Raw genomic sequence first — 12,617 nt, forward strand, 5'->3', positions numbered from 1 at the left:
AAATTGCCCTACGTTTGTGGCAATTCCCTTTACACGCAACTAACAGAGACAAACAGAAGAGTCTGTCAGGCTTAGCCGAATAGCATTGAGCCAGCTTCGGCTTTCTATTGGCAATGTTAAGCGACAGTAGCCGCCGGGACGTCGGCACGTTTCAGCACCGCGTAAGACACTCCCGCCAACAGCGTACCGGCAATAATCGCCACCAGATACAACAGTACCGGTGTGATAGCCCCAGGAATCAACAGCACAAACAGACCACCGTGTGGCGCCATCAACTTGGCACCGAACGCCATGGACAATGCCCCAGTCAGTGCACCACCAGCGATACAGCAAGGCAGAACGCGCATCGGGTCACGGGCGGCAAACGGAATTGCGCCTTCAGAGATAAAGCACAGGCCCAACACCAGCGCCGCTTTCCCGCCTTCCTGTTCGGACTTCTCAAACTTACGACGTGCCAGCAATGTCGCCAACCCCATCGCCAGCGGTGGCACCATACCGGCAGCCATAATCGCCGCCATTGGGGCATACACTGAAGAACTCAGCAGTGCCACTCCGAACGCGTAGGCCGCTTTATTGACCGGGCCACCCATATCGGTACACATCATGGCACCGAGGATCGCGCCCAGCAGCACCGCGTTAGCGGTACCCAACGACTGCAACCAATGGGTAAGGCCTTCCATGATTTTCGCGACCGGCGTACCGACGACGAAAATCATAATCAAACCGACGATCAAGCTGGCAACCAGCGGAATGATCAATATCGGCTTCAGCGCTTCCATACTCTGCGGCAGACGCAGTTTGGTACTGATAAATTTGGCAACATAGCCCGCCAGGAAACCGGCAATAATACCGCCGAGGAAACCGGCACCCGTGCTCACCGCCAACATACCGCCAATCAACCCCGGCGTCAGGCCCGGACGGTCAGCAATAGAGAACGCGATAAAACCCGCCAGTACCGGCACCATCAATGCAAAGGCTGAACCGCCACCAATCTGCATCAACGCAGCCGCCAGCGTGCCTTTGACTTCGAACGCCTTGATACCGAATACAAAAGACAGCGCGATACACAAGCCACCAGCGACCACCATTGGCAACATGTAGGACACACCGGTCAACAGGTGACGATATGGCCCGGCGCTCTCTTTTTTCTTGCCCGCGGAAGCTTGCGCACCACTTTTCTGCGGCTGGAAAACCTCGGCTTCAGTGAATGCCTTGTCCAGTTCCTGTGCCGTTTTTTTCAGTGCCAGGCCGGTAGAAGTACGGTACATCGGCTTACCGGCAAACTTATCCAGATCCACCTCGATGTCTGCCGCTACAATGACCAGATCGGCCGCAGCGACTTCTTCTGGTGTAATGGCATTACCGGCACCCACTGAGCCGCGGGTTTCCACCTTTACCCACCAACCACGTTTTTTAGCTTCACTCTCAATGGCTTCAGCGGCCATAAACGTGTGGGCTACCCCGGTTGGACACGCGGTAATCGCCACGATACGTTTTGGTCCAGCCCCTTTTACGGGCTCAACTGGCGCTGTGACAGGGGCCTGATAGGCTTTCGCTTCAGCGATAGCCTGCGCCAGAAAAGCTTCCGGCTCACGCACTGCGTGTTCAACATCACCCACATAAACCTGTTTGCCGTTCAGTGCGGTATCAGCAGGCGCAGTTTGCCCTGCCACCACCACCAGCTCAGCCTCGGCCAACGACTCAACCAGTGTCAGACCGGTTTTCGCCGCCGCCGCACCGAGCATACGTTTCGCCAGGTGACCACGCGCCTGTCCCAGCGAACTGTCTATCATCAGCAGTGTTTTCATTCTGCCTCCAGCTATTGATTAAAAGGTTTCAGATCGACACGCGCCATCATTGCGGCCAACTGTGGACGATCGGTCACGCCAACGTTGCTCTGGCTGACTGCCAGCGCAGCTACAGCGGTGGCCAAGCGCAAAGTATGTTCACTGGACTCACGCATCAGCAGGCCGTAGATCAGGCCGCCAACCATCGAGTCGCCAGCCCCCACGGTGCTGACCACTTCGCAAGCGGGTGGCTTGGCAATCCAGGCGCCAGACGCGTTAACCCACAGCGCACCTTCAGCACCGAGAGAAATCACTACGTGGGCAATACCTTGATCGCGCAATGCATGTGCGGCCTCAACCACATCGGCCAATTGCGGCAAAGGTCGACCAGCCCAGATTTCCAGTTCACGACGGTTCGGTTTCACCAACCAGGGTGCCGCTTTCAATCCAGCAACCAGTGCTTCACGGCTGCTATCGAAAATAATGCATGGGCACTGCGCGCGCAGGCGGATCATCCAGTCGGTAAAGGCGTCGGGATCAACACCGGCAGGCAAACTGCCACTCACCGCCACCATGTCAAACTGGCCCAGCCAGCTCAGGGAGTCGGTCACGAAACGTTCCCAATCCTGCCCTGTCACTTCAAAACCAGAGAAGTTGAAATCCGTCACTTCACCGTCTTTTTCCGTCAGTTTGACGTTAATACGAGTGCGCCCCGGTACCACCTGGAAGCGATTGGCAATACCCAAATCGCTGAACAGTAATTGGAAACCGTCCTGATTATCTTTCCCCAGGAAACCGCCCACGGTTACATCAATACCCAGGTCCTTCAGTACCTTGGCAACATTGATCCCCTTCCCTGCGGCGTGAAGACCTGCGGTTTTGACCAAGTTAACTTCACCGCACTCAATCTCTGGGCAGAAACCCACCAGATCGTAAGCCGGATTCAGGGTAATTGTTGCTACTCTTCTGCTCATGCTGCGCCCTCGCCCAGTCCTTCGTTAATCGCTTCTCCGATCGCCTTCAGCGCCGCTTCAGCATCTTCACCCTTGGCGGTAAAGCGCAGGTGATGTCCTTTTTTCACACCCAACGCCACAACCTTCATCAGGCTGCGTCCGTTGGCCGGTTTACCACTGCCATCCAAATTTGTGACGGTAATTTCACTGCCAAATTGCTTGATCACGTTAACCAGCGCGGTGCCCGGACGTGCATGTAAACCGTGTTCGTTACGGATCACATACTCGGCACTCAGCGTAGTGCTTTCTTCTTCTACCTCACTGGTCAACAAGGCCAGCACGGTGACAGCATCAGCGTTCAGCAAGCGTTCAGCTTTGTTTGCCAACAGCAGATCGCTCAGGTAGTTCAGTACGGCCAAGGGCTGCTGATCAGCCACGGACAGCGTCAGTAGCAGCGCCACTTTTTCACCATCCTCGTCAAATGCATGCGCCGGTCGGCTGAGGGTCGCTGCGCTGGTCAGATTGCCTTCGGTGCTGTCGCTCAACCAAATGCCTTGCCCCAAATTCAACGGCTTGCGGGTAATGACGTCGCTGACGAACTGAGCGTTAACCGCACCGATTTTCTGTAGGCGACCCGCATTCAGCGCCTGCAACGTCATCAGGCTGTCGGCGGCCACATCAAGCGCAATCAAAGATGCGTCAAACCTGAACTCTGCTGTCAGCTTTTCGCCCATCAGCAAACTGCGCAGCTCTTCCGCTGATGTGGTTTTGGCCAGTTGTTCGGCTACGCTATCGTCGCTCAGGACATGCGTCAGTTGGCGTAACAGCGCCAGGTGCTCATCAGAACGGGCAGCAATGCCGATCACCACAAAGGCAGTTTGGCCTTCGCCCCATTCAATGCCCTGTGGGAACTGAAATACCTGCACGCCGGTGTTCAGCACCAGATCGCGGGTATCAGTGGTGCCATGCGGGATGGCAATGCCGTTCCCCAGGTAAGTGGAAGTTTGCAGCTCGCGCTGCAACATACCGTCCACATAGGCGGCGCTGACACACCCCGCCGCAGTCAGTGCTGAAGCCACGTGCTGGATGGCTTCCTGCTTGCTGCCGGCGGTTGCGCCCAGGTGAATATCTTGCTGTGACAACTGGAACATGATTCTCCTCTCCTGCTGAATTGAATCGTTTCAGCTTCATTGGGAAAAAGGAGCGTTATCGACACCGAATCATCGTGACAATAACGCTGAAACGTTTCAAGGAGTGTGTAAGTAGCTTTGGATGAAAGCAAGTTTTCTCCATTTTGATGTGATAGATTTTTGACATTACGCACACTTTTCCCGAAGGGTTACCTGTCGCAGCGCTAAAATGACATACTGTGCTGAAACTTTGCTGACGGAGAAATACATGTCTGTAGTTGCAGGAGTCGGTGTGATCATCGTAAACGCACAAGGGGAAATACTGCTGGGAAAACGCTGCGGCCAGCATGCTCCTTTCTGGTCTATTCCCGGCGGGCATCTGGATGCCGGTGAAACCTTTGAACAGTGCGCACAGCGTGAGATTGCCGAAGAAACCGGACTGATGATCGCCCCACCTCGCTTTATCGGTATCAGCAATAACCTGCAAACCTGGCGTGCCGAAGGAAAACATACGGTATCCGTGTGCTTGCTGACACTGCATCCCGGCGGCACGCCCGAACTCAAAGAGCCGGAGAAATGTGCCGAATGGCGTTGGTGTTCTCCGAATGCATTACCGGAGCCGCATTTTGAAGCCAGCCGCAATGCTATTCATCTGTGGCTCACGGGCGAGGCCTACCTACCGACGACCTAGTCGTTTTCATTCAGAGTTTTTTTCCTCTGTCCGTGATCTTTCTCATGGACTGATAAAACCACAGAAAAAATTCGTTATATAACTCAGAATATAACGCTGTAAAATCCCTCGAATGGCCGTTTTTCCTCTAAAAATAACCCTATAGTATTAGATGTCTTTGCTAATAGTACCTATACTTCTCGAAGTATGTCGGCGCTCGGCCGGCACTTTTTTGGCAAGGTTTTCCTTGGTATTTCATAATTATAAGCGGGTTCAATATGACCAATAAACTCACTGGCTTGATAAAAAAGCACCGCTGGGGATGGCTGTGGATTTTACTGCTCGGAATTATCCTCGGGGCAGCACTATTAGCGGGCACCGCGACGGTATTCCACAAAACCAGCGACACGGCCTTCTGCGTTTCCTGTCACACCATGCAACAGCCGCTGGCTGAATATCAGGGTAGCGTCCACTTCCAGAATACCAAGGGCATCCGTGCAGAATGCGCCGACTGCCACGTTCCGCATGAGCCGCTTGACTACCTATGGACCAAAATCCGCGCAGTAAAAGACATTTATGGCGAGATGGTCGGTACCATTAATACACCGGAAAAATACGAGGCGCATAAACTGGCCATGGCCCAGTCGGTATGGAAAACGCTCAAAGAAAGCGACTCCGCCACCTGCCGCTCGTGCCACAGCTTTGACGCCATGGACATCACCGCTCAGCGACCTGAAGCACGCATTCAGCATCCGGTGGCCATCAAGCAAGGTGAAACCTGTATCGATTGTCATAAAGGCGTGGCACATATCCTGCCGGATATGAGTGGCGCAGCCCAGGCCGGCGCCGCCGAACTGGCAAAAGCTGCCGCCGAAACCTCACCAACCGCGACCACGCTGTACACCATTGCCACTGAGCCCTTCTTCCTGAAGCCTGATGACAGCCACAACGCCGGTAACCTGATGCCATCCACCGAAGTTCAGGTGGTGAAACAGGAAGGCGACAAAGTGCTGGCCAACGTCACCGGCTGGCAGCAAGACGGCGTCAACGAAGTGTTCTACGCCGCACAAGGCAAGCGTATTCTCAGCGTGCTGCTGGGTGAAGACGCACGCAAACTGTTAAAAACAGGCACCACCATGACTGATAGCGAAACGGGCCTGGTGTGGCATCAAGTTTCTCTCCAGGTATGGCTACCGCGTAAGCAACTGATCGACGATCAGCAAAAAATCTGGCGCTACACAGCGGATATGATGTCTGCCAACTGTACCGGTTGCCACGGCCTGACCGCTCTCGATCGCTTCAACGCCAACCAGTGGATCGGCGTAATTAAAGGTATGGCTCCACGCACCTCACTGACGCAGGAACAACTGCGCGTTCTGACACAATATGTGCAGAAACACGCCAGTGACATGCAACCAGCCGCACCAGCCAAGCTTTAAGGGAGAAGCGAAATGAGCAAATATCAACAACAAGCGTTAAAAATGAGCCGCCGCCGCTTCCTGACCGGTGCCACTGCGCTGGCCGCAGCACCTTTGCTGGCAGGCTTGTGGCCCAAGTCCGCATTAGCACAGGCTATCAGCCAGGCGCTGCCACAGTTTGTGGTACTGCGCCAGGCACAAAAAGGCATTCTGACAGGGGCACACTGGGGCGCTTTTGAAGCCATAGTGCAGGACGGCAAAATGGTCGGTGTGCAACCGGTCAAAGACGATCCTTATCCGAACGAACTGATCACCATGGCGCCTTATCAAGTCCATGCTGAAAACCGTATCAAATACCCGATGGTGCGCAAAAGCTGGTTGGAAGGCGGCCCTGGAAGCCATACCGAATTGCGCGGTCGCGACGAATGGGTACGCGTCAGTTGGGACAAAGCCATTGAACTGGTGTGCGGTGAAATTACCCGTCTACAGAAAGACCACGGCCCACAATCAATCTATGCCGGGTCTTATGGCTGGAAGAGCGTCGGTATGCTGCATAACAGCCGTACGCTGCTGCAACGTCTGATGAACCTGACCGGTGGTTTCCTCGGTTATGCCGGCGACTACTCCACCGGTGCAGCCCAGGTGATCATGTCACACGTGGTAGGGTCTATGGAGGTTTACGAACAGCAGACTGCCTGGCCTAACGTGATTGAAAACAGCCAACTGGTGGTTCTGTGGGGTTGTAACCCGATGATCACGCTGAAAAACAGTTGGAACGTGCCAGACCACTACGGGCAGACGGGCTTTGAGGCGCTGAAGAAAAAAGGCACCCGCGTGATCAGTATTGATCCCGTACATAACGACAGCGCCAAATTTGTCGACGCACAGTGGATCGCCCCTCGACCTTATACAGACGGCGCTATGCTGATCGGCATCGCTCACACGCTGCTGACCGAGAACCTGCATAACCCGGACTTCCTGAAAACCTACACTGCCGGCTTCGACAAATTCCAGGCTTATTTGCTGGGCGAAACCGATGGCACGCCAAAAACCGCCGAGTGGGCCGCCGATGTGTGCGGCGTCGATGCCGACGTATTGCGCCAACTGGCTCGCGACATGGCAAAAAATCGCACGATGATCATGGGCGGTTGGGGTATTCAACGCCAGCATCATGGTGAACAACAGCACTGGCTTTTGGTTACCGTGGCGGCGATGCTCGGCCAAATCGGTTTACCGGGCGGCGGCTTTGGTTTCAGTTACCATTACTCTTCCGGCGGCAGCCCGACAGCGAAAGGCGGCATCATTTCCGGTATTTCTGCCGGTAATGCGCCGAAGAACTCACCGGCACCTATCCCGGTGGCGCGCATCGCCGAATGTCTGACCAACCCTGGCAAGACGATTAACTTCAACGGCGCACAAGTCACCTACCCCGAGGTGAAAATGGTGTATGTGGCTGGCGGGAATACCTTCCATCAGCATCAGGACACCAACAATCTGGTCAAGGCCTGGCAACGGCCGGACACCATCGTGGTGAACGAACCCTACTGGACCGCCACCGCCAAACACGCCGATATCGTGCTGCCGGCCACCACCAGCTATGAGCGTAACGATCTGGAAATGGGCGGCGACTACTCGCAACTCTATGTGTTCCCGATGCACCAATGCGTACCGCCGCAGCATGAGTCGCGCAGCGATTTCGATATCTTCGCTGCCATGGCAGCCAAGCTGGGTGTGCAAGATGCCTTTACCGAAGGCAAAGATGAAACCCAGTGGTTGAAAGGCATGTACGACGACATGAAGACTCAGGCGCGCGCCGCCCGGGTGGCCCTGCCACCGTTCGACATGTTCTGGGAATCTAATAACTATGTACGCTTCCCGGTGCCTGAGGCCAATACACAGTGGGTACGTTTCGCTGACTATCGCGAAAACCCGTTGCTCAATCCGTTGGGTACGCCGTCCGGTAAAATCGAAATTTACTCCGACGCCATTGCCAAAATGAAATACCAGGATTGCCCAGGTATTCCAACCTGGATGCCGCCGCATGAATGGTATCGCGGACCGGAGGCGGTTAAATATCCACTGTCGCTGAACACCGCACACCCGATCAACCGCCTGCACTCACAGCTCGACAATACGCCACTGCGTAAAAAATATGCGGTAGCAGACCGAGAAGCGATTGTGATCCACCCGCAGGACGCCCAGTCCCGCGGCATCGCTAACGGTGATCTGGTGCGCGCCTTTAACGATCGCGGCCAGATCCTTGTAGGTGCGGTGGTGAGTGAAGACGTGCGCCCTGGTGTGGTGCGTATCAGCGAAGGGGCCTGGTTCGATCCGGCTGATCCGTCACAGCCGGGGTCTCTGTGTAAGAACGGCAACGTCAACTGCCTGACCTTCGACGTCGGTTCCTCCAGCCTGGCGCAGGGGAACTGTGGGCAAATGGCACAATTGCAGATAGAGAAATATCAGGGCGAGGTGCTGAAAAACACTGCACACGACGTGCCAATCGGCGCGTAACGGCAAATCCCTGGTCAACACAGATGCAGCTTCAAGTATGGCAGGAATATACCCTAAATAATTGGAGTTGCATCAAGGCGGCAAGCCCGTAAGTCCCCGGAAGCATAGATAACTATGTGACCGGGGCGCGAGGGGCGCAGCCAACACAGATGCAGCTTCAAGTATGACGGGTATAGGCGTATTATGCGCGCGACCCCCTCATTCACGGCTATTTTCTGACCTCTATGCCTAGTTCAACTGCGGTAACGCGACGCTCGCCCGATCTCACTTCACTGGCTTTTTTAGTGGTGGCCTTTCTCACAGGGATTGCCGGTGCGCTACAGACCCCCACGTTAAGCCTATTTCTGGCGACAGAAGTGAAGGTACGCCCTTCAATGGTCGGGTTGTTTTTTACCGGCAGCGCCGTCATCGGCATCCTGGTCAGTCAGTTTCTTGCCCGGCGTTCGGATCAAAAAGGCGATCGTAAAACGCTGATTTTCCTGTGCTGCATGTTGGGTGCATTAGGCTGTGTGCTGTTCGCATGGAATCGTAATTACTATCTGTTGCTGGCCGTCGGCGTAATGCTGACCAGCTTCGGTTCCACCGCTAACCCCCAAATGTTTGCCCTGGCACGCGAACACGCCGATCGTACCGGTCGCGAAGCCGTGATGTTCAGTTCGATCCTGCGTGCACAGGTTTCCCTGGCTTGGGTCATCGGGCCCCCTATCGCCTTTGCGCTGGCATTGGGGTTCGGTTTTAAGGTGATGTATCTGGCTGCCGCGGCTGCATTCATTCTGTGTGGCGCGTTGGTGTGGAAAATGTTGCCGTCAATGCGTAAAACGCCCGTGCCAGCCAACACCACGCTGGAAGCTCCGCGCCAGAACCGTCGTGATACGCTGCTGTTGTTTATGGCCTGCACCTTTATGTGGACCGCCAACAGCATGTATCTGATCACAATGCCGCTGTATATGGTGCATGAACTGCACCTGCCGGAAAAGCTGGCAGGTGTATTAATGGGCACGGCAGCCGGGCTGGAGATACCCACCATGCTGGTCGCCGGTATGGTGGCGAAACGCTTCGGCAAGCGCTTCCTGATGCGATGTGCTGTGGTGGCTGGCCTGCTGTTTTACGTCGGCCTCCTGTTTATCACGGGTACCTGGCAACTGATCGCCCTGCAACTGCTTAACGCGGCCTTTATCGGCGTGCTGGCAGGGATTGGTATGCTCTATTTTCAGGATTTGATGCCCGGACAGGCCGGAGCAGCTACCACCTTATTTACCAACACGACCCGTGTAGGTTGGATCTTTGCCGGTTCAATCGCCGGTGCAGTGGCAGAAATCTGGAACTACCACGCGGTGTTTTATTCCGCGCTGGCGATGGTGATCGGTGCAGTGTTGTGTTTGTGGAAGCTTAAAGACGCGTAAACAGGTTTAGGGTGCCGTATCCGCTTCCAGCTTAGCCAAATAGATTAGCGCCTGGTCACGGTGGTCGTGACACATTTCACGGCTTGCTTGCAGGCTGCCACAAACTTTGGGCCGCAATGGCGAATGAAACAAGCCGCAACGCAGTTGCTCGCTCAGATGAATACAGCGGGTATTTGCGGGCTTGCCGTTGGGCATGCCGGGGATCGGGCTGGATATTGAAGGCGCAATACAACAGGCGCCACAGTCGGCACGGCAGTCCATCAGCGAGTCTCCCGGTGGGCTGGCGGAATTGAAGCGCGACAATATCAGTAGCGCTCATTGGCCGCCAGCATAATCCGGGTTTGCCTATGAATCTTTACATCCCACTTTTTTAGCCGCTAATTGACGGCGCTCATGCAGAACAAAAAAACGTCACAAATAGCCCTATTCCCGCAGATTAATGCATGAAACAAGCGAACTCACGGCTTTACATGCATCAACCACTCACGTACCATTGAGCTAGTACAAAAGAACTCAAGACCGATACGGTCATTCAGGAGCAATTAATCATGTCTGCGGACACCATCCAGAAGCTTTCGCGCCCTTCAGTCCTTGGCGGCGCGATGATCATTGCAGGCACCGCCGTCGGCGCCGGCATGTTCTCCATCCCTATTGTAACTTCTGGCGTGTGGTTTAGCGGCTCTGTCGCGCTGCTGATTTATACTTGGGCATGTATGCTGATTTCCGGCCTGATGATCCTTGAAGCCGCGCTACATTACCCAAGCGGTGCCAGCTTCAATACCATCGTTAAAGATCTGCTGGGCAAGAGTTGGAACGCCATTAACGGCATTTCCATTGCCTTTGTACTGTACATCCTGACCTACGCCTATATTTCCGCGGGCGGTTCAATCATCGCTCACACCCTGGAAGGTATCATTGGCGTCGGGCAAACTGCTGCCGGGCTGGTATTTGCCATCGTAGTGGCATTTATCGTTTGGCTTTCCACGCGGGCGGTAGATCGTCTGAGCACCATCTTGATCGGCGGTATGGTGATCACTTTTGTAATGTCCGTGGGCGACATGTTCACTCATGTACAACCGGCAGTCCTGTTCAACCGTGGTGACGACCAAGCCAGCTATCTGCCTTACGCCCTGGCGGCGCTGCCTTATCTGCTGACTTCGTTCGGCTATCACGGCAATGTGCCGGGGCTGGTGAAGTATTATCATAAAGACAGCAGCGCAGTAGTACGCAGTCTGGTGTACGGCACGCTGCTGGCGCTGGCGATCTATATCCTGTGGCAGTATGTGATTCAGGGCAACATTGCCCGCGACGCTTTCCGACAGGTGATTGCCGAAGGCGGCAATATCGGCAGTCTGCTGAAGCAAATGGGTAATGTGTCCAGCAGCCAGACCGTCGGCCAGCTTCTGAGTGCCTTCTCTTATATGGCACTGGCCAGTTCATTCCTCGGAGTGTCACTGGGCCTGTTCGATTATCTGGCGGACTTCTTCAAATTCAGCGATGACACGGCAGGACGCACTAAAACCGCGTTGGTCACCTTCGCACCACCAACAATTGCCGCGCTGTTGTTCCCCAATGGCTTCTTGTATGCCATAGGCTTCGCCGGACTGGCAGCCACCGTCTGGGCGGTCATCGTACCGGCAATGATGGCACGCGCTAGCCGCCGCCGCTTTGCCGATGCACAATATCGTGCTCCCGGTGGTTACGGCATGATCCTGTTCATCATTTTGTTCGGGGTGGTCAATGCCGTCGCACATGTGTTGGCATTACTGGGTCTGCTACCCGTATTCAAGTAACACCTTGGGGGATGGCACTCGCCGTCCCCTGGTCTGGTGACACACACCCGAAAAACGTGGTTTTCGGATGTGTGGGGTAAATCAGAAGACATCATCCTTTGTTTTATTAGCCCCAGAACAAGACTTTTAACCGCAAAGAACTTTGTCAGCAATCTGAGGGGATGGCGCCGCCCCCCCTTTTCCGCCACTGTTTTTGCTTGATCTACTTGCCTGAAATCCACGGCGCGAGTAACGTGTCGCAACTTCCCAAATACTCTTCATTGCAGGTTATTTTATATGGCAAAGGCTAACGAAATTAAGCGCGGTATGGCGATCAATTACAACGGCAAATTGCTGCTGGTAAAAGACATTGATGTACAAAGCCCAAGCGCACGCGGTGCCAGCACTTTATACAAAATGCGCTTCTCTGATGTCCGTACCGGGTTGAAGGTAGAAGAACGTTTCAAGGGCGACGATATCCTAGATACCATTAGCCTGTCCCGTCGCAAGGTGAACTTCTCTTATATCGATGGCGAAGAGTACGTCTTCATGGATGACGAGGATTACACCCCTTACATCTTCAAGAAAGACCAGATCGAAGACGAACTGCTGTTTATTCCTGAGGCCGGTCTGCCAGGCATGCAGGTACTGACGCTGGACGGCCAAGTGCTTGCGTTGGAACTGCCGCAAACCGTGGATATGGAAATTGTCGACACCGCACCAGGCATCAAAGGCGCCTCTGCCAGTGCCCGCAACAAGCCGGCCACTATGGCGACCGGTCTTACCATTCAGGTGCCGGAATACCTCAGCGCCGGTGACAAAATCCGCATTCATATTGCCGAGCGCCGCTACATGAGCCGCGCCGACTAGTCCTAACACAACAGACTGCTGACAAAGCTCGTTATTAGGGAGAGCGTGCCGAAGGGGTCGTAGCAGCTTTAGCTGCCGACCCACATGGACGTGTCCCATA

10 protein-coding genes are annotated in these 12,617 nt (G+C 54.7%); 6 read left to right on the forward strand and 4 right to left on the reverse strand.

Going from position 1 to position 12,617, the window contains the following annotated elements; translation table 11 throughout:
* Positions 1-116: 116 nt before the first annotated feature.
* The 3 genes from fruA to fruB are packed head-to-tail and all read right to left on the reverse strand — an operon-like array spanning position 117 to position 3,891.
* Complete coding sequence (fruA, locus tag SGR01S_RS15965) at positions 117-1,808, reverse strand: PTS fructose transporter subunit IIBC (RefSeq protein WP_061807968.1); 1,692 nt, start codon at positions 1,806-1,808, stop codon at positions 117-119.
* A gap of 11 nt (positions 1,809-1,819) precedes the next feature.
* Positions 1,820-2,761, reverse strand: coding sequence for a 1-phosphofructokinase (gene fruK / locus SGR01S_RS15970; protein ID WP_061807969.1), 942 nt, complete (start codon positions 2,759-2,761; stop codon positions 1,820-1,822).
* Entirely contained in the window at positions 2,758-3,891 is a 1,134-nt protein-coding gene (gene fruB, locus SGR01S_RS15975) for a fused PTS fructose transporter subunit IIA/HPr protein (protein WP_061807970.1), read from the reverse strand. The genes fruK and fruB overlap by 4 nt, the downstream gene beginning before the upstream one ends.
* A 247-nt stretch (positions 3,892-4,138) precedes the next feature.
* Here fruB and SGR01S_RS15980 point away from each other — a divergent pair, with 247 nt between their 5' ends.
* From SGR01S_RS15980 to SGR01S_RS15995, 4 genes are all read left to right on the forward strand, one after another.
* Positions 4,139-4,561 (forward strand): nucleotide triphosphate diphosphatase NUDT15, encoded by a 423-nt coding sequence (locus SGR01S_RS15980; RefSeq protein ID WP_061807971.1) that lies wholly within the window; start codon positions 4,139-4,141, stop codon positions 4,559-4,561.
* 257 nt (positions 4,562-4,818) lie between these two features.
* On the forward strand, positions 4,819-5,979 hold the full coding sequence (locus SGR01S_RS15985; protein ID WP_037426900.1) for a NapC/NirT family cytochrome c: 1,161 nt from the start codon (positions 4,819-4,821) through the stop codon (positions 5,977-5,979).
* Positions 5,980-5,991: 12 nt separating this feature from the next.
* Positions 5,992-8,472: a trimethylamine-N-oxide reductase TorA gene (gene torA, locus SGR01S_RS15990; protein ID WP_061807972.1), complete on the forward strand. Its 2,481-nt coding sequence runs from the start codon at positions 5,992-5,994 to the stop codon at positions 8,470-8,472.
* 224 nt (positions 8,473-8,696) lie between these two features.
* Positions 8,697-9,875, forward strand: coding sequence for a sugar efflux transporter (locus SGR01S_RS15995; RefSeq protein ID WP_061807973.1), 1,179 nt, complete (start codon positions 8,697-8,699; stop codon positions 9,873-9,875).
* Positions 9,876-9,881: 6 nt separating this feature from the next.
* Here SGR01S_RS15995 and SGR01S_RS16000 read toward each other — a convergent pair whose 3' ends face one another.
* A complete protein-coding gene (locus SGR01S_RS16000; protein ID WP_012145951.1) occupies positions 9,882-10,136 on the reverse strand; it encodes a YkgJ family cysteine cluster protein in 255 nt (84 codons plus the stop codon).
* A 287-nt stretch (positions 10,137-10,423) separates the two neighbouring features.
* On the opposite strand from SGR01S_RS16000, the gene mtr reads away from it, so the two are divergent.
* Positions 10,424-11,668 carry a tryptophan permease gene (gene mtr / locus SGR01S_RS16005; protein ID WP_037426757.1) on the forward strand — a complete coding sequence of 415 codons (1,245 nt, stop codon included), beginning with the start codon at positions 10,424-10,426 and terminating at the stop codon, positions 11,666-11,668.
* 276 nt (positions 11,669-11,944) lie between these two features.
* Positions 11,945-12,517 (forward strand): elongation factor P-like protein YeiP, encoded by a 573-nt coding sequence (gene yeiP, locus SGR01S_RS16010; RefSeq protein ID WP_037426760.1) that lies wholly within the window; start codon positions 11,945-11,947, stop codon positions 12,515-12,517.
* Positions 12,518-12,617 lie beyond the last annotated feature (100 nt).

The sequence above is a fragment of the Serratia grimesii NBRC 13537 genome (genome assembly GCF_001590905.1).
In the GTDB taxonomy this organism is placed as follows: Bacteria; Pseudomonadota; Gammaproteobacteria; order Enterobacterales; family Enterobacteriaceae; genus Serratia; species Serratia grimesii.